General features: G+C 50.3%; 12 protein-coding genes. 4 read left to right on the top strand and 8 right to left on the bottom strand.

Features of this window, described 5'->3' with window-relative positions; all coding sequences use genetic code 11:
- Positions 1 to 25: 25 nt before the first annotated feature.
- The 8 genes from speA to Q0R57_RS03270 form a co-directional block, all read right to left on the bottom strand.
- Entirely contained in the window at positions 26 to 1,918 is a 1,893-nt protein-coding gene (gene speA, locus Q0R57_RS03305) for a biosynthetic arginine decarboxylase (protein WP_294743874.1), read from the bottom strand.
- Complete coding sequence (locus Q0R57_RS03300) at positions 1,915 to 2,442, bottom strand: shikimate kinase (RefSeq protein WP_294744009.1); 528 nt, start codon at positions 2,440 to 2,442, stop codon at positions 1,915 to 1,917. Before Q0R57_RS03300 ends, speA begins: the two co-directional genes overlap by 4 nt.
- Positions 2,443 to 2,464: 22 nt before the next feature.
- On the bottom strand, positions 2,465 to 4,774 hold the full coding sequence (topA, locus tag Q0R57_RS03295; RefSeq protein WP_294743872.1) for a type I DNA topoisomerase: 2,310 nt from the start codon (positions 4,772 to 4,774) through the stop codon (positions 2,465 to 2,467).
- Positions 4,775 to 4,852: 78 nt separating this feature from the next.
- On the bottom strand, positions 4,853 to 5,383 hold the full coding sequence (locus Q0R57_RS03290) for an NUDIX domain-containing protein (RefSeq protein WP_294743869.1): 531 nt from the start codon (positions 5,381 to 5,383) through the stop codon (positions 4,853 to 4,855).
- Complete coding sequence (locus Q0R57_RS03285; protein WP_294743867.1) at positions 5,368 to 6,291, bottom strand: CapA family protein; 924 nt, start codon at positions 6,289 to 6,291, stop codon at positions 5,368 to 5,370. The genes Q0R57_RS03290 and Q0R57_RS03285 overlap by 16 nt, the downstream gene beginning before the upstream one ends.
- Entirely contained in the window at positions 6,260 to 8,668 is a 2,409-nt protein-coding gene (locus Q0R57_RS03280) for a DUF3160 domain-containing protein (protein ID WP_294743865.1), read from the bottom strand. Before Q0R57_RS03280 ends, Q0R57_RS03285 begins: the two co-directional genes overlap by 32 nt.
- Positions 8,669 to 8,682: 14 nt before the next feature.
- Positions 8,683 to 8,973 (bottom strand): hypothetical protein, encoded by a 291-nt coding sequence (locus tag Q0R57_RS03275; RefSeq protein ID WP_294743863.1) that lies wholly within the window; start codon positions 8,971 to 8,973, stop codon positions 8,683 to 8,685.
- 125 nt (positions 8,974 to 9,098) lie between these two features.
- Positions 9,099 to 10,262: a TlpA disulfide reductase family protein gene (locus tag Q0R57_RS03270; protein WP_294743861.1), complete on the bottom strand. Its 1,164-nt coding sequence runs from the start codon at positions 10,260 to 10,262 to the stop codon at positions 9,099 to 9,101.
- 206 nt (positions 10,263 to 10,468) lie between these two features.
- On the opposite strand from Q0R57_RS03270, the gene Q0R57_RS03265 reads away from it, so the two are divergent.
- The 4 genes from Q0R57_RS03265 to Q0R57_RS03250 all read left to right on the top strand — a co-directional run bounded on the left by Q0R57_RS03265 (position 10,469) and on the right by Q0R57_RS03250 (position 23,578).
- Positions 10,469 to 12,868, top strand: coding sequence for a polyribonucleotide nucleotidyltransferase (locus Q0R57_RS03265; protein WP_294743859.1), 2,400 nt, complete (start codon positions 10,469 to 10,471; stop codon positions 12,866 to 12,868).
- A gap of 413 nt (positions 12,869 to 13,281) precedes the next feature.
- Complete coding sequence (locus Q0R57_RS03260; RefSeq protein WP_294743858.1) at positions 13,282 to 17,070, top strand: hypothetical protein; 3,789 nt, start codon at positions 13,282 to 13,284, stop codon at positions 17,068 to 17,070.
- A 244-nt stretch (positions 17,071 to 17,314) separates the two neighbouring features.
- Complete coding sequence (locus tag Q0R57_RS03255) at positions 17,315 to 20,173, top strand: hypothetical protein (protein WP_294743857.1); 2,859 nt, start codon at positions 17,315 to 17,317, stop codon at positions 20,171 to 20,173.
- Between the two features lie 18 nt (positions 20,174 to 20,191).
- A complete protein-coding gene (locus Q0R57_RS03250; protein WP_294743855.1) occupies positions 20,192 to 23,578 on the top strand; it encodes a SusC/RagA family TonB-linked outer membrane protein in 3,387 nt (1,128 codons plus the stop codon).
- Positions 23,579 to 23,590: the final 12 nt, after the last annotated feature.

Raw genomic sequence — 23,590 nt, 5'->3', positions numbered from 1 at the left:
CGTTATGTCGTTATATCGACATTATTTACTCCAAATAAGTGTATCCATAGAGTCCGCTACGGTAGTTGCTCAGGAACTCCTTGCCCTCTTCGAGGGTAATCTTACCGTCTTTGACACTCTTCGATACCCATATTTCCAACTGGCGCACCAACTTCTTGGGGTTGTACTGTACATATTCGAGTACCTCTGCCACCGTCTCACCGTCAAAGATCTGGTCGATGTGGTAGTTACCGTCTTTCACCGAGACATGAACGGCGGTGGTGTCGCCAAAGAGGTTGTGCATATCGCCTAAGATCTCTTGGTATGCACCCACTAGGAAGACGCCGAGATAATATGTCTCATTGCGCTTTAGCGAGTGGACTGGTAGCGAGTGCGAGTTATGACGGTTGGTCACGAAGCTGGCAATCTTTCCGTCAGAGTCGCAGGTGATATCTTGCAGTGTGGCGTTGCGTGTGGGACGCTCGTCGAGTCGCTGTATGGGCATGATGGGGAATATCTGATCGATGGCCCATGAGTCGGGCAGACTCTGGAATAGCGAGAAGTTACAGAAGTATTTGTCGGCCAGCAGTTTGTCGATGTTCATCAACTCCTCGGGCACGTGTTTCATGTTCTTAGCCAGGGCATTGATCTCATGACAGACGCTCCAATACATTGCCTCAATCTCGGCGCGCGTCTTCAAATCTACCAGACCGTGACTGAACAGGTCGAGCACCTCCTCACGGATCTGCTCTGCATCGTGCCAGTCCTCCAGCACGTTACGTGGCGAGAGGTTATCCCAAATCTCATAGAGGTCTTTCACCAACTGGTGTGAGTTCTCGTCGGGCTCAAACTCCTCGGGCATCTCGGGCAGTGAGGCCGTCTCCAGCACATCGATGACCAGCACAGAGTGGTGGGCAGCCAATGAGCGTCCGCTCTCTGTGATGATGTTGGGGTGGGGCAGATTATTCTTATTGGCCGCATCGACAAAGGTATAGATACAGTCGTTCACATACTCCTGGATGGAGTAGTTCACCGAGCTCTCACTCGATGGCGAACGTGTGCCGTCATAGTCGACGCCCAGACCGCCACCGCAGTCTACAAAGTCGACGTTATAGCCCATCTTATGCAGCTGGATATAGAACTGTGAAGCCTCACGCAGAGCCGTTTGGATGCGGCGTATCTTGGTAATCTGTGAGCCGATATGGAAGTGGATCAGTCGCAGACAGTCGCGCATATCCTTCTTATCCAACAGCTCCAGTGCCTCTAATAGTTCTGCACTGGTCAGTCCGAACTTCGAGGCATCGCCGCCGCTCTCTTCCCATTTGCCGCTACCGCTGGATGCCAACTTGATACGGATGCCGATGTTAGGACGTACGTTCAGCTGCTTGGCCACGCGGGCAATGATATCGAGCTCGTTCAGCTTCTCCACGACGATGAAGATCTGCTTGCCCATCTTCTGTGCCAGCAGGGCTAGTTCTATGTAGCTCTCGTCCTTGTAGCCGTTACACACGATAATCGAGTCGCTCTGGCATTGTACGGCGATGACGGCATGCAGCTCGGGCTTAGAGCCAGCCTCTACACCCAGGTTGAACTTACGGCCGTGGGAGATAATCTCCTCGACTACAGGTTGCATCTGGTTCACCTTGATGGGATAGACCACATAGTTCTCGCCTTTGTAGTCGTATTCCTTGGCGGCTTTCTTAAAGCAGCTCCATGTTTTCTCGATACGGTTGTCCAGGATGTCGGGGAAGCGTAACAGTACAGGTGCTGTCACGTCGCGTAGTGCCAGCTCATCCATCACCTCGCGCAGGTCTATCTGCGCCTCGTCCTTACTGGGTGTCACATAGACATTACCCTTGTCGTTGATACCGAAGTAACTTGTTCCCCACCCGTTGATGTTATAGAGTTCACGGGCGTCGTCGATGGTCCATTTCTTCATAATTTCAGTAATTCGCGGAGTTTCTCTATCGTGATTTTGATTTTGTCGTAGTTGTCCATGAGGCTCACATCGAGTGAGAATGATGCCTTGGTATAGAACGGCTCGCGCTTCTCCAGCTGTTCACGGATAAAGGCGATGAGCTCTTCAGAACTTTTGCCCTTCAGTAGCGGACGTTCTGTCTTGCCCATGAGCAGATGTTTGTAAAGCACCTCAGGGTCGGCCTTTAGGTAGACCACCTGTCCCTGCTGGTTCATGTAGTCTATGTTGTCGAAGAAGCAGGGTGTGCCCCCACCGCAACTGATGATGACATCCTCGAACTCGCCCACCTCGTGTAGCATATTATGCTCAATATTCCGGAACCCCTCCTCACCCACTTCGGCGAAGATTTGTGGTACCGTCTTGCGTCGCCTGTTCTCAATATACCAGTCGAGGTCATAGAACGGGATGTCCAGTTCCTTGGAAAGCGCCTTGCCCACGGTGGTCTTGCCGGCACCCATATAACCAATCAAGAATATTCTTTTCATCATCTTAAAATGAGAAGTGAGCTCATTTCTCATTTTTCTTAATGATAGCCATGCACTCTTCGTAGGTCAGGTCTTTGACACGCTCGTGCATTGACTTAGGCAGACGGTAGTTGATGCCGTCATAGGCCAGATAGGGGCCATAGCGACCGTTAAGGATCTGCAGCTTGTCATCCTCGCTGAAGTCTTTCAGGTGCTTCTGGGCCTCCTGCTTGCGTTTCTCCTCGATGAGTTTCACGGCATCGGTGATGCTCAGACTCATGGGGTCAACACCCTTGGGCAGCGAGGTATAGAGTTTCTTGTGCAGCACATAAGGACCGAAGCGACCAGTGCCGATAGTGACGGGTTCTCCCTCGTATTCTCCCAACATACGTGGCAGCTTGAAGAGTTCCAAAGCCTGTTCCAATGTGATGGTCTCCATGCTCAGCTCCTTGGGCATGTGTGCAAACTGTGGTTTGTCCTTATCCTCAGCCGTACCAATCTGGATGACGGGTCCGAAACGTCCAATCTTGACGAAGACGGGCTTCTTGGACTTGGGGTCGATGCCCAGTTCGCGTTCACCGGCCTTATGTTCCGAGCGGGCATTGAGTGTCTTCTCCACCGTTGGCTCAAAGTCCTTGTAGAAGTTCTTCATAACCTTGTCCCACTGCTGCTTGCCCTCGGCAATCTTATCGAACGACAGTTCCACCTTGGCGGTGAAGTTATAATCCATGATGCTAGGGAAGTTCTCCATGAGGAAGTCGTTAACGACGATACCGATATCTGTTGGCATCAGCTTACCCTTGTCAGAGCCAGTCAGCTCCATGCGGTGCTTCGTGCTAATCTGCTTACCTTTCAGGGTGATGACGGCATATTGGTGCTCCTCACCTTTCTTGTCGCCTTTCACCACATACTCACGTTGCTGAATGGTGCTGATGGTGGGGGCGTAGGTCGAAGGACGACCAATGCCCAGTTCCTCCAGCTTATGTACCAGCGAAGCCTCAGTATAGCGCTGCGGTCCTTGGCTGTTACGCTCAGTGGCGCTGATCTCACGACGTGTCAGTGCCTCACCTTTCTTCATTGGGGGCAGCACATGTGAGAACTCATCCTTGTTATCTTCGTCATCGTCATCCACAGATTCGCGATAGACCTTTAGGAAACCGTCGAACTTGACGACCTCGCCTTGGGCCACAAACTGCTCGTCGGTGGTACTGATGATGATGTTGGCGGTAGTCTTTTCTATCTCGGCATCTGCCATCTGTGAGGCTGCGGTGCGCTTCCATATTAGGTCGTAAAGACGCTTCTCCTGCATGGTACCTTCGATGCTGGTCTGATCCATATAGGTAGGACGGATGGCCTCGTGAGCCTCCTGTGCACCCTTCGATGAGGTGTGATACTGGCGCACCTTCGAGTATTCTTCGCCATAGAGCTCACTAATCTTCTCCTTGGCGGCGTTGATAGCCAGTCCTGAGAGGTTCACCGAGTCCGTACGCATGTATGTGATGCGTCCGTTCTCATAGAGGTGTTGAGCCACCATCATGGTCTGGCTTACAGTATATCCCAGCTTGCGGGCAGCCTCCTGTTGCAGGGTAGAGGTGGTGAAGGGTGGTGCCGGTGTGCGTTTCATCGGCTTCTTCTGGATGCTCTCCACGGTGAAGGTAGCCTCCTTACACAACTCCAGGAACTTCTCTACTTCCTGCTCGGTCTTGAAGCGCTGTGCCAATGTGGCTTTCACTTCGTTCTGAGAACCGTCGGGGTTTGTCACGGCGAAGATGCCGTTGACGCTATAGTAGGTCTCGCTATTGAAAGCCTGCAGCTCGCGTTCGCGCTCTACAATCAGTCTCACGGCGACACTCTGCACACGACCTGCCGAGAGGGCGGGCTTCACCTTGCGCCAGAGCACGGGTGAAAGCTTGAAACCTACAAGACGGTCCAGCACTCGACGAGCCTGCTGCGCATTCACCAGGTTCATGTCCAGCGTGCGTGGATGTTCGATAGCCTCCAGGATGGCGGGCTTAGTAATCTCGTGAAACACGATACGCTTGGTCTTCTGCTCGTCCAGTCCCAGTACCTCGCACAGGTGCCAAGAGATGGCCTCTCCCTCGCGGTCTTCATCGGATGCGAGCCATACCTGGTCTGCTTTCTTGGCGTTGGCCTTCAGGTCGTTCACCAATTTTGTCTTTTCTTCGGGAATCTCGTATTCGGGTTCCAATGACTTGTCGTCGATGCTCAGCTCTCGCTTTTTCAAGTCACGGATATGACCGTAGCTCGACATTACTTTGTAGTCGCTACCCAGGAATTTCTCAATGGTTTTGGCCTTGGCAGGCGACTCTACAATCACTAGATTTTTCTGCATACTTTTGCTTGTTATGTTATTTTGGGGTGCAAAAGTAAGCAAAAAGTTTGCTTTCACCTTATATATATAGGAGATTTTTTATTTTCTTAACGATTCAGCCAAGTATCGTTCAACCCCTTTACTGATGCTTTTCAACCCGAAATCCTTTGGATTTACCTCCGCTAATGGTATCCATTGCAGGGCTGCGGCATCATCATCGGCTACGGGTTTCACGTCATGCCCGACATGTATCTCATAGAACATATCGATGGTGTGGATGAGCATGTCTGAGTAAAGATACTGGTTGGGAATGGAAAAGAGATACCTCACCTCGGTGACTGTGAGTCCCGTCTCTTCCTGTATCTCTCGTTTCATGCCGTCTTCCACCGTCTCACCCATATCCACAAAGCCGCCGGGCAGGTCCAGCGTGCCTTTGGCGGGCTCTTTTCCACGTTTGGCCACCAGCAGCTCTCCGCGGTCGTTAAGGATAAAGGCCGCCGTAGCCGAGCAGGGATTGGCATAGTAGGTGAAGCCGCAGGTTCCGCACTTCTTGCTTTTGAAGTCATTGATATTGAATGACTTATTGCCACATACAGGGCAGAACAAGAACTTTTCTAATGGGTGATGCATGGTACACAATGTTTGATGTAAATGGGTATTTGGGTAGTGCTGATGCTGTCTTTGGTGATGTCGACCTTCACCATACAAGCTTTTGCATTGAGGGGTTTGGTGGGGTCGAAGATAAAGTTGCCGATGCTGTAGTAGATGTCGTGACCACGGTAGCGCTCAATGGTCTGCAGCGTGTGGGTGTGATGGCATATCAACACGTCTGCACCAGCTTGTATCAGCTGATGGGCCTGCAGTCGCTGACTGGGCACAGGCTGTAGTGTATGTTCGCCGCCCCAGTGTAGTGAGACGATAACCACGGCTTGCGGGTCCTGGCGTTTGATGGTGTGGACACGCATCAGTAGCGAGTCGAATGGCTCCTGACTGACGCAAGGCTTCTCGGGCAGGTAGCTGAAGTTCTCAAGGGCCAGTCGCAGCGAGGCAATAAGCCACACCTTCCGTGGATAGCTGGTCAGCAACACTGGTTGTGAGGCCTCGTTCATGTTACGTCCTGCTCCCACTGCCGTCATGCTGGCTTTCTGGATGTTACGCTGTGTGTCCAGTAGTCCTTCTCGTCCTTGGTCGATGGCGTGGTTGTTGGCCAGGTTCAAATGCGAAAAACCATGTTTCTTGAGCACCGACAGCCACTCGGGTTCAGCACGAAAGATGAAGCGTTTCTGTACAGGGGCTTTGATGTGGGTGGCAGGACACTCCAGATTGCCTACCACCACTTGCGACTGTCGCAACACAGAGTCGATATCCCTTGAGAAGAGATGGTCGGCTCCGTGTCGCTCAATCACCTGACGCACCCCGCGGTCTAGCAGGATGTCGCCAGTAAAGGTGATAGTGGTGGATTTGGGAGTCTGGGGCTTGGCTCCATAGACCCCATGGACCGCCAGACTAGCAACCAGAGCTATAAAAAACACTCTCATTATCTACGGGGGCATCTTTCAGAGGCACAATGATAGGTGTCATCCATTCAGGCACGCCAGAGCGGGGATGCTCCTCCAGGTATTTCTGCCATTCCTCGTCGGTGAGACGCTGTTCCATGATGTCACGTTGGAACTCACGATATGAGAATACTGCACCGCGAGTCAGGTAGAGGTATCCGCCAATCTTGACCACGACATAAATCTCGTCGGCATCGCCAATGGCTTCGAAGAGGATGCTCTTGGCAGGGTTGTTCCTGGCATTGGCGGTATAGACGTCGGCTACGAGTGCCACCTTGCGGTCGGGCCCCTGTACGGCATCCCATCCCCACATCTCATGTTCCTCGTCGCGCAGCAGCTCCAGCGACATGTTTTCGAACTTGGCACCGATATATTCCAATTGGTCATATTCCTGCTCGGTCAGTTCGTTGCCAGCTAGTTCTTTTTTGCTGACGTTCAGGAAGAACTCAGCGGTCTCTATCATGCGCTCGTTGGTATCATTGATTTTTACCGTGAGGAGTCCCTGATCCTTCAGCAGCTTTTTGTTGGCTTTCAGCAGGTCGATGGCTGTCTGCCAGAACTTGACATTTGGTTCCACATAGCCTTTTACGATGGGGTCGGGTGCACCGCCACCACCGCACTCAGCACCGAAGGGCTGCTTGGCATAGAGGATGGCGTCATGTTTCAGTTCGGTCCATGAGGCCAGCATGGCATTCAGCGATTTCTTGTCCCATTCGCTGCTCATCATGAAGTAAGGAGCTTCTTTCGGCTTGTCGGCCACGGTCTTCAGGGCCGCCATCCATTGTGTGGCAGAGTTTTCCTCCCACTTGATGCTGTTCATGCGCTCCTTCATGCTTTTCAGATTGATAGTGTACTTATCCCAGCGTCCAGGCTCGTCCAGTTCGTCAATCAGAATCTTCTCAGCAGGTGTTACGCCCATAGCGGCGAAGAAGTCCAGCCCCTTAGGCACATCACGTTTTGTGGGGCTCGACTCGTAGTCTACCATCTCCTGTAGCACCTCTGCATCGGGCTGATAGCGCTGGGGCATCAGGTTAATCTTATATTCTCCAGAACTGATGAACTTGGGCTTGATGCGGGTCTGCTGCTCTGCCAACTGTTCCACCTGCTTTCTCACCTCCTGCATCTTGGCGGAGTTGGCAAAGAGCTGTTCCAGTGAGAGGCCAGTCTTCTTGGCGATGTCTGACACTTGCAGGATGCTGATATTGTCGGGCTGCCCCATCAGATAGGTCAGTGGCTCAGTGATGCTGTTATAGAGCGTCTTAGCGCGGGTGTTGTTGTTCAGCCAGTCGGCCAGTATTATAGCCCGTCTCATCTGAATCTCGTCATCAGTACGGAACGGAACGGTCTGCAGCCACATCATCAGTCGGAAGTAGCGCTCCAGCTGTTTGGTGCGGGTATAATGGCCGCGTGGTCTGAAGAGACTGTAGGCGAACTTCACGTCTTCATATCCCAGAAACTCCGATAGGTTGTCTTCGCTCTTCTTGACATTGTTGAGTTCTTCGCGTCCTGCTTCCGTTTCAACGGGAGTGAGTACTCCGTCCAGGTTCAAGGCAATGGCGAAAAAGTCACTCAGCCATTGGTTCTCTTCATAGTCCCTGTTGTTGTTGAAATACTGGTAACCTTCCTTACAGAGCAGGTTTGCCAGAGAGTCGAGGCCGTGGGTCTCCATGTCGCGCAGCATACAGTCAAAATAGAGGTGATAGAGCTGCAGGTAGAGATCGGTTGTGACGAAGGCAGGGAACTCATGGTAGTCGTTCTGCTCATAGACATGGAACAACTGCTGGTGTTGGGCTGGCACGATGGCAAAGCCGTTGGCTCCCAGATAGTTCCAGAGCTGAGGGTCGGCATCCTTGACAAGGGTGGGGTTCACGATATTCTTCACGTTTACCCGTCCGCCGCCCTCAGGCTTGAAGTTCAGTTCCAGCAACTCTGCCTCACGTTCTTTTACACGATTGATAAAGGCCTGTTGCTCTTCGGTCAGCTTCAGCACCTCGGGCTTGATGCTACCATAGTAGGTCTGGCGGTAGGTCAGGTCCTCGTTGTTAGTGCTTTCAAAGTCGAAGTACTCTTCTGAACCGTCGAAGGCCCACATGAGGGAGTCGTACCAAGTGGTGGTCATGTAGATGCCCCGCACATAGGAGTCCTCAAAGGGATAGCCTTTCTGTGCCAGGAAGACGTTGCTTAGGATGTGGAGGTCGCTCACCGACAGGCCAGAGATATCCATATCCATGTCGAGGTTCTTGTACAGGCTCTCTACGTCGAGCGTTGTAACTGGCGGCTCCTGTTCTGTGGGTGCCGTGGTTTTTTGACTGCAACCGACTGTTAGTGCGGTCAGTAGGAAAAATGCAATCTTTCTCATAGGTTATAATTGTTTTATGGCGTATTGTTAAATTGTTCTATGGCTTTCTTCTTATTGGTATTTTCTACGATGAAATGGAGGAAAATGAGTCCAAAATCCTTCCATCCATACTCGGCTACGGCATAGTTCCCGCAGTTGTCGGTCTGCAACGCTCTGACGTGTCCGTCAACATAATGGAAGTCCACCAGCGTGGCTCCTAAGCTGGACCCCAACCACAGTGGTCGCACCTTGCCATCCACCTGTTTGAAGATAAAGATGCGGCGCCCCACCTCGGGGTGGTAGCGAGTGCTTTTGACGACTCCCACCAGGGCATCCTCCGTGCCGTCGCCATCTACGTCGCCTGTACAGAAACGATAGACGGGGTAGGGCAGTCGCCAGCCGCCTGCATGACCTTTGTTTGTTGCTACGTTCAGCCAGTAGAGACTATCGCTTACTTGGCTGAGGCGGTAGGGTTTGCCAGTAGCATCTTGATTTCTGCCTCTGCGTCGTCCATCTGCGACGAGCGCTTATAGAGGGTGTTGCTGCGGTCAATGAGGAAGTATTCAGGCAGGCTCTGCACATTATAGCGGCGGGCGGCCTGTCCCGATGGGTCGTACACGCTGATCCAAGGCAGCGCGTCAGTCTGCTGCTTCCAGAAATGCTCGTTCTCGTCAAGTGATACCTGATAGATCTCGAAGCCCTGGTTGTGGTATTTGTTATAGAGGTCGCGCAGACTAAGGATGCGGGCTGCCGACTCTTTCATACCAAACAGGTGGAAGTCGAGCAGAACCACCTTGCCGCTGAGCTCTGTCAGCGTGCGGATGCGACCTGTAGCATCGGGCAGTTCCAGCTCCAGCACGCCTGACGATACTACCTTTTCGGCAGCTTCGGCAGCACTCATCTCGCGAGCTATTGCCCTGCGGTTGTCGTTCATGCCTTTGAGGGCGGTATTATGCAGATGCTTGGCGCGTTCTGACTCAGGATAGAAGGTGTCCCAGCTGGTGGCCACGGCGGCAAAGACCGGCACATCTTCCGGTACTTGACGATCGAAGATGTTCCATTGTCCAAGTGTCTGGAATAGAGCAAAATAGGCATAGATGGAGCCAGGGTTCTCGTAGATATAATTCAGCACCACCTCTTGTTTGTAGGCATACACCAGACGATCTATAGAGTCGGCAATCTGCTGACGGCTCAGATCGAGGTTGCGCTCCAGGGCGGTGGCCTGCTGCTGCAGTTGTTGCTGTTTCAGGGCCAGCTCGCGAATCTTCTGACAGTTCTCAGAGCCTTCCACCTCATAACGCTGTGCCATATTGGGATAGTGGGCGTTGATGGTAATAGTCTCTGTGGAGTCGATGCCGAAATAGATAATCTGGTTGGCAATGTTCAGACAGTAGAGGTCTGGAGCCTGTGGTGCCTCGGCCTCGAAACAGAAGGTGCCGTCTTTGCCAAGTTTGACGCTATCCAGCAGGACGGCGCCTCCCAGCGTGTTGTTATAGAGGCAGAGCGTTGAGTCCTGAGCGCCCTCTACGCTTCCTTTGACGGTAAACATGGGTTTCTTTTCGCTGCATGCTGCAAGTGTCAATGCAGCGATGGCTATAACGATTATCTTTTTCATTGTTGCGTTCATTTTGCATGCAAAGTTACGAATTATTTCATAAAAAATAGTAAATTATTTACCTTTTTTATTTGTTTTTGGTTTAAAATGCGTAATTTTGCACAGTTTTTGCGATGGCAGGCTTTACCTTAGCACGAAAGCCCGCTTTACTGCACACGGTTTGCTTGCTATTGCACGATTTTATTTTTTTAGATGTTTTAAACAAGATGAACGTAATTACAAAAACCCTTCAATTGGCTGATGGAAGAACCATCACCATTGAAACCGGGAAAGTGGCAAAACAGACCGACGGAAGCGTTGTTCTGCGCATGAACAACACCGTGCTTCTCGCCACCGTTTGTGCCGCAAAAGATGCAGTTCCCGGAACAGATTTCATGCCTTTGCAGGTAGACTATCGTGAGCAGTACAGCGCTGCTGGCCGTTTCCCTGGTGGATTCACCAAGCGCGAAGGTAAAGCCTCAGACAATGAAATCCTGACCAGTCGTCTGGTGGACCGTGTGCTTCGCCCCCTGTTCCCCAGTAACTATCACGCAGAAGTATTCGTCAACGTGATGCTGCTCTCAGCAGATGGCGTTGACCAGCCCGATGCCTTGGCCGGCTTTGCCGCTTCGGCTGCTCTGGCCTGCTCGGATATTCCCTTCGAGTGCCCCATCAGTGAGGTGCGTGTAGCCCGTATCAACGGAGAGTATGTCATCGATCCTACCTTCGAGCAGATGAAGGAAGCCGACATGGATATCATGGTTGGTGCCTCTGCCGAGAACATCATGATGGTGGAAGGAGAGATGAAGGAAGTTAGCGAGCAGGATCTGCTCGGCGCCCTGAAGGCAGCTATGGATGCTATCAAGCCCATGTGTGAGCTGCAGACTGCCCTGAGCAAGGAGCTCGGCAAGGATGTGAAGCGCGAGTATAACCACGAGGTTAATGACGAGGAACTCCGCGCACGTATGAATAAAGAATTGTACCAGCCCGCATACGATATCACCAAGCAGGCTCTGCCTAAGCAGGACCGTGCTGATGCCTTCGAGAAGATTCTCGAGGACTTCAAGGAGAAGTTCTTCGCAGAGCGTGCTGAGTTGGCTGAGGACGCTAAGGGCGAAATCAGCGACGATGAGTACAGCGCTATGATGGACCGCTACTACCACGACGTAGAGCGCGACGCCATGCGTCGTTGCATCCTCGACGAGGGTATCCGTCTGGATGGTCGTAAGACCACCGACATCCGTCCCATCTGGTGCGAGGTTTCTCCTCTGCCCATGCCTCACGGAAGCTCTATCTTCACTCGTGGTGAGACACAGTCGCTCTCTACCTGTACCCTTGGTACCAAGCTCGATGAGAAGATGGTTGACGACGTGCTCGACAAGAGCTATCAGCGCTTCCTGCTTCACTATAACTTCCCCCCGTTCTGTACTGGTGAGGCTAAGGCTCAGCGTGGCGTAGGCCGTCGTGAGATTGGTCACGGACACCTGGCTTGGCGTGGTCTGAAGGGTCAGATTCCTGAGGACTTCCCTTACACAGTCCGTCTGGTTTCTCAGATCCTCGAGTCTAACGGTTCTTCGTCAATGGCTACTGTTTGTGCTGGTACCCTCGCCCTGATGGATGCTGGTGTGCCCATGAAGAAGCCCGTTTCAGGTATAGCTATGGGTCTGATTAAGAATCCTGGTGAAGATAAGTACGCAGTATTGAGCGATATCCTCGGCGACGAGGACCACCTGGGCGATATGGACTTCAAGACCACTGGTACAAAGGACGGTCTGACAGCCACCCAGATGGATATCAAGTGCGACGGTCTGAGCTTCGACATCCTGGAGAAGGCTCTGATGCAGGCAAAGGCTGGTCGTGAGCACATTCTGAAGTGCCTCACCGATACTATCGCTGAGCCTCGTGCCGAGTTCAAGCCTCAGGTTCCCCGTATCGTTCAGATCGAGATTCCTAAGGAGTTCATCGGTGCCGTTATTGGCCCTGGTGGTAAGATTATCCAGCAGATGCAGGAGGATACCAAGACTACCATCACCATCGATGAAGCCGACGGCGTGGGTAAGGTTCAGGTATCTGGTCCTGACAAGGAGAGCATCGATGCAGCTCTGGCTAAGATCAAAGCTATTGTGGCTATCCCCGAGGTAGGTGAGGTTTACGATGGTGTGGTTCGCAGCATCATGCCTTATGGCTGCTTCGTCGAGATTATGCCTGGTAAGGATGGTCTGCTCCATATCTCTGAGATTGACTGGAAGCGCCTCGAGACTGTTGAGGAGGCTGGCATCAAGGAGGGCGACCACATCCAGGTGAAGCTCCTCGAGATTGATCCTAAGACTGGTAAGTACAAGCTCAGCCATCGTGTGCTGATTGAGAAGCCCGCTGACTATGTAGAGCGTCCTGCCCGTGGCGAGCGTCGTGAGCGCCCAGAGCGTGGAGAACGTCGTGATCGTGGTGAGCGCCGTGATCGTGGAGAACGTGGCGAACGTGGCGAGCGCCGTGAGCGTCCTGAGCGTGGCGAGCGTCGCCCTCGTCCTGAGCATAAGGAGCAGCAGGAGGGCGAGCCCTATCGCGACCCCGCTGAGAACAAGGAGCCGAAGGACTTCAGCGATGCCCTGGATCACATGGATTTCTAAGAAAATCAAGTTTTTCTATAAGTAGGCGAAACGCAAAAGTTTTGCCTACTTTTTTTTGTGCCACTTAACTGGAGAATTTTATTTCTCTAGTTGGAAAAAAAATTTTCCCTAGTTGGGAAAAAATATTTTTCTAGTTAGGGCGCAAATTATATTAGTCAACAAGCCATTTTATTTGTCTCAGTGTCATGAAAACACCAAATTTTTTAGTTAAAATCGAAAAAAACTCGAAATTTTCATACGAGTTATTAATTTTTTGCGTATATTTGCACCCGAATTAGCCCTTATTGGGCTTTTTCGCCAATAACAATGAATGAGAATTTTAAACTCTTTTATAATTAACTTTATTTACTAACTTACAATTAAGGCTTATGAAAATTTCAAGACTTTTAGTTTTGACAGCACTCTGGTTAGGGATGACTAGTAGTGTAAAGGCTGCAGAACTTACCGGTGTTTGGACAGTAGCTGAACCCCAGGGGCTGCAATTTACAGATGTAATGCCTACTTCACAAAGTGAGGCTTATCTGTACAACCCCACAGCCAAGATGTTCTTTGCCTCTGGTAATGAGTGGAACACTCGTGCCGGCATTGCTGAATTTGGCTATTATGTGTATTTTACAGAATCAACGGAAGCTGATGCCCCAGAGGGCTCTTATGAATTCTGGAACCTCTGTACTAATCCTAATCGCGTTTTCACTAATGAAACGAATCTTTTCACTGATGATGGCGGTTCTACTTGGGTAGACCATGCTTCTCAGGCAAACTATTCTTGGGGCGTAACCAAAGTCGGTGATTTTTATCGTATCCAGAATGTGTCTCTGATTGCTGACATATCTGATTACGAAGGTAAGTACTTTGGATGGAAGGGTGATTATGCAGATATGCGTCTGTATATGATTACTCCTGAGGAAGGTGCTGTTGACTGGAAATTTGTGACTGCCGAATCTTATCAGACATTTATTGAGAGTGATGATTATGAGGCTTACAAGGCCAGCATTGCAACATGTGCTTCTGCTTTGAAGCTGAAAGCTGCCATCGAGGCTGCCGAGCTTGTTTATGTTGACGTCGATGCTGCTGTCGCTCTTTACAACACCTCGACTAGCACTGCTGCTGAAATGGATGCTGCTACAGCTGCTTTGAAGGAGATTACCGATGTAAAGAATAAGCTGAAAGCTGCCATCGAGGCTGCTGAGGAACAGGGATTTACCGCTACCGATTCTTACAAGGCTGTTCTGATGAACAAGGCTTCTACCAAGGCTGAGGTTGAGCAGGCTATCGCTGATTTGTCTGCTGCATATTCTGAGTGGACTAAGAACAATGCTACTTGGGAGAAGCCTGGTGATTTGACCAGTAAGATCGTGAACGCTACCTTCGACAATGGTAACTGCACAACCGGCTGGAGCGGTGACGCTTTCGGACGTGGCGGTACTGTTGCTGATGGCGCTGAGCACTACAGCAAGAACTATAACACCTATCAGAAGATTACAGGTCTTGCTCCTGGTGTCTATTCTATTGGCGTGAAGGGTTTCTATCGTGCTGGTAACTATGGTGGTGATGCAGAAAGCCACTGGCTGGCCAATGACGAGGCTTCTAAGTATGCTAAGCTCTATGGTCAAGTAGGTGACAACTATTATGAGGCTCCCATCGCTAACGTTATGAGTGGTGCTCAGACAGAGAACCCTGGTGGTAATGAAGTGTCCTATGTAGATCCAACAACTGAGGAAACAGTTACTGTCTATGTACCCAATACTATGGCACAAGGTGATATCTATTTCCATACACTGAATCAGTATGCTAACAAGGTGTATGTTGCTGTTGACGAGACAGGCGAACTGACCATCGGTGTGAAGAAGACTCAGCAGATTGGTGGTGACTGGTCTTTGTTCGACGACTTCTCTCTGGCATTCTACGGATCAGGCGCTGACGCTTGTCAGGGCTTTATTAATGAGGCTATGAAGAACTTCAGCGATTATGAAATTGCAGAGGGTACTCTTTATACTGCTGCTTATCTGACTGCTTATCAGCAGGCTTATCAGGGTGAGAAGACCGCTTCTACTATGAATGAGGTCAACGCTATCCTGAATGCTATTAGCACTGCTAAGGCAAACCTCGACAAGAACATCGAGCTTTGGAAGGACTATCAGGCAGTTCTTGCTAAGGCTAAGGCTATTTATGAGAATCCTGATTATAACTTAGTACAGCCAGAAGTTGGTGATCTCTATGACTATTGCGAAATGGATGATGCTCAGGATATCTTAGATGAGCTTGCACTGACTAATGAGGAACTTGAGGCTGAGATTGCCAAAGTTGAAGGATGGATTAAGGTTATTGAGGACAAACGTAAGCAGGGCTTACAGGAGGGTGATGATGTAACAAGATTCATTGTTAATCATGGTTTCGATGAGGATAAGGATATCAACTCTGGTGCTGCTGAAGGTTGGACTATCGATGCAGGTACTGGTTCTAACATTACCCGTGGTCCTCTCGGACAGGCTAATAAGGACCTGATGGTTGGTGCTCTTGGCGAGATGAACTACTGCTTCGAGGCTTGGCACCGTTACAACTGGGATGTATGGCAGGAGATTACCAATCTGCCTAAGGGTATCTATGAGCTGCAGGTACAGGGTTATGTACGTTGCGAGATGGATGGTTACACTAAGGGTGACGACCTGGTTGCTCCTTACACCTCTCCCGTATACCTCTATATGAATAATTCTATGAGCCAGTTCCCCAGCGTTTACTCTCAGAGTCCTGACGAAATTGGTCAGACCATGGTGAAGGTAGAAGACTGGTATGAAGAGACTGTTAACGACCTGCCTTATCCTAACTCAATGGGTGGTGCTGCCCAGTGCTTCGCATGGGGTATGTATAAGACCACTGCTTACGGTCTGGTGGCTGAGGATGGTGGTAACTTCCGCATCGGTGTGAAGATGATTGGCAATTCGAATTGGTGGTGTATCTGGGATAGCTTCAAACTGACATTCCACAAGCATACTAATGCTGAACTGCTTAAGCCTATCCTTGAGGAGGCTCTTGCTGGCATCGACCTGAGCAAGCCTATGGGTAAGGATATCTTCGAGCGCGCTTCTCAGGTTAAGACTGATGCTGAGGCTGCTATCGCTGCTAAAGACGGTGAAAAGATGTTCGAGTCTTTGAACGCTGTTTATGACCTGAGCGCTGCTATCATCGAGTCTGTTGCTCTGTTCGAACAGCTGGTTGCTGCTAACGAGTCTCTGTTTGAAGCCATTCAGAATGGTGTAAATACTGACGCTATTCGTACCGCAACAAATCTGTACAATACTATTAGCAGTGGTGTTGATGAGCACTCTATTACCGATGCTGAGGCTAAGGCTTACATGGAGCAGATCGACGTTCTCTACACCAAGCTGGCTCTGCCTAACAATATTGATGAGGCAAGTGATACCAATCCTATCGACGTAACTGCTGCTATCAAGTCACCCAGCTTCACCAACGAGTACGAGGAAAGCTCTTCAGCTGGTTGGACCAATCCTGGTAACCTGGGTAACGACGACACTCAGAAGGGTGCTGGTGCCATCGAGTTCTGGCAGATTGCATTCGACATGTTCCAGACCATCAAGGGTCTGCCCGAGGGTACTTATGAGCTGACTGTTGACGCATGGAGCCGCATCGGTGGTAACGATGAGAACTATGCTGAGTGGACTGCTGACAACAACGCTACCATGGCTCTGCTCTATGGTGTTAGCGGTGACAGCACTGTTTACACTTCTTACATCGCCAACGTGATGAAGGCTGGCGACGCTATGCTGGAGGCTATTGGCTATGAGGGTGAGACTGAGTTCACCACTGGTGACATCACTTACTACATGCCTGGTTCACTGGTAAGCGGTAAGGGTCTCATCGAGATGAATCCTGGTGTTTACACCAACAGCGTTATCGTGAAAGTTGGTGCTGACGAGACTCTGACTATCGGTATCAAGAAGGGTCAGGAGAAGAGCAACAGCTGGGTTGTTTGTGACGACTTCAAGCTCTACTACCTCGGTAAGAACAGCGCTAAGCAGCCTGGTTCTGACCTGACTGGTATTGAGGATGTGAACGCTCAGAGCATCATGGTTGAGTTCTTCACACTCGATGGCCGCAAGGTTACCAATGCTCAGAAGGGTATCGTCATCAAGAAGATCACTCTTGACAACGGCGCTACGCTGATTCAGAAGATTCGTAAATAAAAAATGATCAGAAGACATAAAAAACTGACCAATCTCTCATGACAAGGGACTGGGGACGGCACGAAAAGGCCGTCTCCGGTTCCTTCGTTTTATTTAATTAATCAATCTCAACCCACCAGATATGAACAACACCACTCCACAAAGGAGTCCATAAACAGAAATCAATGATCCTGAAAAGGACACTATATATATAAATAAGGTATAAACGATAATAACAATAACATCTTAATAACTAACAAAACTTATGGAACGTAAAACTATCGTAAAGCAAGGACGATGTGTGGCTTTTGCCGCCTGTGCACTGCTGATAGGAGCATCGGTGATGCAGTCGTGTAAAGACGACGACCTTATTCTCACCGGACAGCCCGAATGGCTGGGAAACTCCATCTATGAGCGCTTGCAGGATGAAGGCAATTACAAGTACACGCTTCGTCTGATTGACGACCTTGACCTGAAGGAGGTCCTCAGTCACACTGGTTCTAAAACTTTGTTTGTTGCCTCGGACAGCGCATACGATGCGTGGTTCAGTTCGAACAACTGGGGTGTCAGCAAGTATGAGGACTTGAGTGAGGCCAAAAAGAAGACGCTGTTGAAGAACTCTATGATCAACAACGCCTATCTGCTGGAGTTGATGTCGAATGGCAAGGCTGAAGGTGATGCCGCCACACCAGAGTGGGGACGCACCATGCGCCGTGAGTCATCAGTAGAGCTGTTTGACTCGGTTTACATCATGCCGCTCGACTCTATGCCAAAGGTAAAGTATTGGGATTATGTAAGGAAGAAGGGTAAGAACATCCCTCTGTTGAAGGATGCCACCAGACCTACCATGATTCACTTCTTGCCTGCTTATCTGGAGTACAACAAGATTACACTTGAAGACTTGCAGGTGCTCACCAACGGTAAGGCCCAGAGCATCAACGAGGCTTGGGTGAATGGTAAGAAGGTTACTGGCTCGGGCGATCCCAGCCGCAAGAAGATTGACTATGACGTCACCTGTAAGAACGGTTATATCCAGAAGGTGGACGGCGTGATTGAGTCAAGTCCTAACATGGCCGAGATTATCCGTCAGGATCCGTCTATGTCGACTTGGAGTCATCTGCTCGACCGCTTCTCGGCCCCCTATCGTTATCTGGCCGGAACTCGCGAGTACAACCGTATTTATAATAATGAGGACACACTTTATGTGCTCCGCTATTTCAGCAAGCGCGGATTTGATCCCGATCGTCAGACTGTTGTTACCTACACTGGTACAGGTACTGACAATCCTATCGATCCCGAGGGCAACTATGTGCTGCCTTACCTGAAGTACGACCCCGCCTGGAACCAGTATATTGATGCCAACGAGCAGAACGACGTGCACAATGATGCCGGCGTGATGATTGTTCCCAGCGACAAGGCTATGGACGAATGGTGGAACGGTGCTGGTAAGGAGTTGCAGGACGAGTACCACTATCTGGACTCTGTGCCCGATGAAATCATTGCCAAACTGATCAACGTGAACATGCTGAGCACGTTCTCAGAGGCTGTGCCTTCTAAGTTCGACCTGGTGCTGAACGACGCCAAGGAGAAACTGGGTATCAAGCCCGAGGATGTGAAGGGTGCTTACATGGGCTGCAACGGTATGGTTTATAAGACTGAGAAGGTCTTCACTCCTGCCGAGTTCCAGTCTGTAGCTTATCCCGCTCTGGCTCACGTTTCTACCATGAATATTATCTATCAAGGCGGTATCGAAGGTCAGGGCTTCCTGCCATACCTGCTGTCTATGGACTCTAAGTATGGTATGCTGCTGCCCACCAACCGCGCTATGTTCAGTTATGTGGATCCAGGTTCTTATGGTATGACCAGCCTGGAGCCCGACGGTAACGGTGATAGCGTAACGGTTGAGAAGCCCGATATCATTGAGTTCACATATAATACTGTGAAGAAGTCTGTGGTTGCCGCCCGTTATGAGGGTGTTGTCGATGCCAATGGTAACATCAGCAAGGGTACCCGTAAGCAGGCAGAAATCTCGCAGTCAAGCAAGCCCAATGTCATCAGCCGTCTGTTCGACGCTATGATGGACCAGCTGATCATCGTCATGCCCGACAAGACCATGAAGGTTGAAGACTATGTGAAGCAGGGATATACCTACTTCAAGACCAAGGGTGGTGCCCTGATTCGTGCTACCTTTAAGGATAATAACCCTGACAGCCTCGCTTTCCAGGGCGGTTGGCAGCTTGAGCATAACAACCGTATGATTACCGCCGTACAGAAATACGACAAGGACAACGGTCGCTCTTATCAGTTGGATTCTCAGGTGCCTATGGGCGCTCAGACCTCTCTGTACCTCCTGCTGAAGAAGCATCCTGAGTTCTCTGGATTCCTGGAACTGGTGCAGAACGACTACAGTGACCTGCTGTCAACATCTATGAAGGGTGTGGATGGTAACTTCAATGCTGGTATGACCAAGCAGGACAGCTACAACTTCCGTGTATTCGATAACTATAACTACACCGTGTTTGTGCCTACCAACGAGGCTATCCAGGATTTGCAGAACAAGAAGATCCTGCCTATGGAAGCAGAGCTGTCACGTGGTGACTTCAGTGAGGCCACAGGTGAAGAGCCTGCCGTCGACAGCATTTGTAAGGCAGAGGGTTGGTATAGTCTCTATACTAAACCATTGAGCACCAAGTCTGACAGTGCTGTTGTATGGAACGCCGTTGTTAAGGCTATCCGTGGTGTGGTGACCGACTTTATCCGTTATCATGTACAGGATAACTCTGTTGCTATCGGTCTGGCTCGCGACCCGAATGCCAGCACTACTTTCGAGAGTATGAAACGTAACCCCGAAACAGGTCGTTACTATCCTCTGTATGTCAACTACGACACCAACACCATGACCGTCAAGGATGCTATGGGCAATCCACATAGTGTCAAGAAGGACAAGGGACTCTACAACTTGATCTGCCGTGAGTATTGGTTCAAGAATGCCACTTATGGTAACAATACACAGCTCTCTACTGCCAACAATGCAGTGGTTCACCAGATTGACGGTGTGCTGATGTATGAGAATCTGAAGCCTTGGCGAAAGGTTGTGGAAGAAGCCATCAAAGCACTTAATTAAAGAGAGGAGGATAATTGTATGAGACTATTTAAATCTATCATATTGATGCTGGCGCTCCTGTGTTCAACAACCATCAGCGCACAGAACATTACTTCCGTACACGGTACGTTGAGCGACGATATGGGCCCGCTGATGGGTGCCACCGTCTGCGAAATTGATGCCACCGGGCGTATTATTGAGTCTGCCATTACCGACCTGAATGGTAACTTCACCATGAAGGTGCGTAATGCCAAGGATAAGATCCGTTTCAGCTATGTAGGTTTGAAGACAGTGACCCTGCCTATCAATAAGACCACCTTCAACCTGAAGATGCAGTCATCAACTACACTGAAAGAGGTGACCATTAAGTCAAAGAAGCGCTTGCAGGGTAACACACTGCCTATCCCGCAGCGAGAAATCTCCTATGCTACACAGACCATCTCCATGAAGGAGTTCGAGGGTCTGGGTATCACCTCTATCGACGAGGCCCTGCAGGGACGTATCGCCGGTCTGGATATCATTGGTAACTCTGGTAACCTGGGTGCTGGTTCTACCATGCGTCTGCGTGGTGCCGGTTCTCTGTCTTCTCTGACTGACCAGAACCCGCTAATTGTGGTCGATGGTAATATCCGTGAGGTGAACCTCGACAACTTCGATATGGCTGGTGCTAACGATGAGAAGTTCGCAGAACTGCTGAACATCAACCCTGAGGATATCGCATCTATCACCGTGCTGAAGGATGCTGCCGCTTGTGCCGTTTACGGTTCACAGGGTGGTAATGGTGTTATCGAGCTGACCACCAAGCGTGGTGTACGTGGTAAACCCAAAGTGACCTACTCTCTGAAGCTCACTGGTACCTATCAGCCTCAGGGTTATGACCTGCTGAATGGTGACGACTACACCATGATGCTGAAAGAGTCGTACTTCAACCCCCGTCAGGATGATAATGCTTCTGATGGTGACCGTATTCCTGAGATCAACTACCTGGACAATACCGGTGGCTTCTCGGAGTGGCGTCAGTATCGCGACAATACCGACTGGCGTGACGCCGTCACACAGTGGGGTCTGCGTCAGAACCACTATGCTACCATCAGTGGTGGTGGTGAAAAAGCCAGCTTCCGTATCGGTGCCGGTTTCGACCATGAGACAGGTACGATGATTGAGCAGAAGCTGAGCCGTTTCTCTACTCGTGTGAACTTGGACTACAATGTCAGCCAGCGTATCCGCGTCAGCACCAACTTCTCGCTGACCTATACCAACAACCATCAGAACTACGATGGTCTGCTGAACATCGCCTTGAAGAAGATGCCTAACATGAGCATCTATGAAAAGGATCCTGTGACGGGTGAGAATACCGATGCTTATTATAACATGATTCAGAGTGGTCCGTATGTTGGTTCTGAGGTGTTTGCCAATGACCAGCGTACCTATGTGAACCCCGTAGCATCGGCTCGTCTGGCTAAGAGTAATGTACGTAACTATGACATGAACCCCGAGTTGGTAATCAACTATAACCTCTTGGGTCTGGACGACGACCACTGGCAGTTGAACTGGCGTGGTTCGGTCTATATGAATATTTCTAACCAGTATAACGATAAGTTCTATCCCCAGGAGCTCGTTTCCAAGCAGTGGAGAGACAAGGTGAACACCTCGGCAGCTGGTTCTTCAAAGAGTGTATCGTTCAACACGAAGCACACCCTGACCTTGATTCCTTCGTTCTCAAACAAGGACCACAGCGCCATGATGATGGGACGTTTCGAGCTGACAACAGGTAGCAGCACCTCACAGTCTACTTCGGGTTACGGTCTGCCTTCAACAGGTAGTATCATCGTCAACCCTGCAGCTGGTGGTCTGATTGACTCGCCTTCATCTGGTTTCAGTCAGTGGCGTTCAATGTACTACACCTTCTCTGGTCACTATGCTTACAAGGGACGTTACGTGGCTGACGTGACCGTACGTGTTGACGGTACTACCAAGTTCGGTCCTGGCAACCGTTGGGGTTACTTCCCCTCTGCTTCACTGAAGTGGATTGTCAGTGACGAGCCCTGGATGCAGAAGTTGAAGCCATTCCTCTCAATGTTGGCCATCCGTCCTAGCTGGGGTCTCAATGGTCGTCAGCCTGGTCAGAACTACCTCTATACGTCTAAGTACGGTTCTACTGACAAATATATCGACATGGCTGCTATGAAGCCGTTGAACATCCGTCTGGCCGACTTGAAGTGGGAGCAGGTGGAGAGCTACAACTTCGGTGTTGACCTGTCGTTCTTCGACAACAGACTAAACCTGACCCTCGAGGGTTATATGTCTACTACCTCTGACATGTTGATGAGTGGTTTCCGTATTCCTTCTAACTCAGGTTTTGCTACCGTTCCCACTCATAACAACGGTAAGATGCGCAACATTGGTTGGGAGTTCCACATCAATACCAACCGTCTGCTCAAGAAGGGTGACTTCACCATGGATATGAACGTGAACTTCGGTAACAACCGCAATGAGATTCTGGAGATGGATGAGAACATCCTCGACAGCAAGAACTCAGTTTATGGCTATGCCAACGGTGAGACCTTGCAGCGTGTACAGCTGCACAACCCGTTCGGTGCTATCTACGGTTTCAAGTACTTGGGTGTTTACCAGTACAATTACAACACCTTCAAGAACATGGCTGAAGGAAAGACTGCTGACGAAATTCAGGCTCTCTGGCAACAGGAGAAAGCCGCTGGCAGAACTTATCCTGTAGCTGTTGATGCTGATGGTAATGTCATCCTCAGTGGTGCCAATGTTCCTGTCCGTATGCGTTATGACTATCGTGTTGATGGTACAGGTCACGACCAGAGCTTCCCCGGCTTCAATGGTGGTGATGCTATCTACGAAGACCTGAACCATGATGGTCAGATCAACGCATTGGATATTACCTATCTGGGTTCTTCTCTGCCTAAGTTGACTGGTGGTTTCGGTTTCACCTTCCGCTATAAGGATTGGAGCTTGAACACACAGTTCACCTATCGTGTTGGTAACAAGATTATCAACAAGGCTCGTCTGAATGCTGAGTCTATGACTGGTAACGATAACCAGAGCCAGGCTGTGAACTACCGTTGGCGTCAGGAGGGTGACGTAACCGTTATCCCACGTGCCATGTTCGGTTCTACCAGTAACTACAACACACTGATCAGTGACCGCTTCGTTGAGGACGGTAGCTACCTGCGTATGAGCTATGCACAGCTGTCTTATACTCTCAGAAAGAAATACCTGAGCTGGATTGGACTCAACCGCATTGCTTTCCATTGCAGTATCAACAACCCATTCGTTCTTACGAAATACTCGGGTGTTGACCCCGATATCGCTTTCGGAGGAGAGGCTCCTGCAACCGACAACGCACAGACACCGCGTTCACGCTCTTACACTCTCGGTATTACTGTTGATTTCTAAACGTGGACTGAC

The organism is uncultured Prevotella sp., assembly GCF_946407605.1.
GTDB lineage: Bacteria > Bacteroidota > Bacteroidia > Bacteroidales > Bacteroidaceae > Prevotella.
Note: the sequence above shows the minus strand (reverse complement) of the source record. Positions and strands in the feature narration are given on the sequence as shown.

What these genes read in the sequence shown, in the direction of transcription:
- speA (WP_294743874.1), bottom strand. Translation starts at nt 1,918, where the DNA reads ATGAAGAAATGGACCATCGACGACGCCCGTGAACTCTATAACATCAAC.
- Q0R57_RS03300 (WP_294744009.1), bottom strand. Translation starts at nt 2,442, where the DNA reads ATGAAAAGAATATTCTTGATTGGTTATATGGGTGCCGGCAAGACCACC.
- topA (WP_294743872.1), bottom strand. Translation starts at nt 4,774, where the DNA reads ATGCAGAAAAATCTAGTGATTGTAGAGTCGCCTGCCAAGGCCAAAACC.
- Q0R57_RS03290 (WP_294743869.1), bottom strand. Translation starts at nt 5,383, where the DNA reads ATGCATCACCCATTAGAAAAGTTCTTGTTCTGCCCTGTATGTGGCAAT.
- Q0R57_RS03285 (WP_294743867.1), bottom strand. Translation starts at nt 6,291, where the DNA reads ATGAGAGTGTTTTTTATAGCTCTGGTTGCTAGTCTGGCGGTCCATGGG.
- Q0R57_RS03280 (WP_294743865.1), bottom strand. Translation starts at nt 8,668, where the DNA reads ATGAGAAAGATTGCATTTTTCCTACTGACCGCACTAACAGTCGGTTGC.
- Q0R57_RS03270 (WP_294743861.1), bottom strand. Translation starts at nt 10,262, where the DNA reads ATGAAAAAGATAATCGTTATAGCCATCGCTGCATTGACACTTGCAGCA.
- Q0R57_RS03265 (WP_294743859.1), top strand. Translation starts at nt 10,469, where the DNA reads ATGAACGTAATTACAAAAACCCTTCAATTGGCTGATGGAAGAACCATC.
- Q0R57_RS03260 (WP_294743858.1), top strand. Translation starts at nt 13,282, where the DNA reads ATGACTAGTAGTGTAAAGGCTGCAGAACTTACCGGTGTTTGGACAGTA.
- Q0R57_RS03255 (WP_294743857.1), top strand. Translation starts at nt 17,315, where the DNA reads ATGGAACGTAAAACTATCGTAAAGCAAGGACGATGTGTGGCTTTTGCC.
- Q0R57_RS03250 (WP_294743855.1), top strand. Translation starts at nt 20,192, where the DNA reads ATGAGACTATTTAAATCTATCATATTGATGCTGGCGCTCCTGTGTTCA.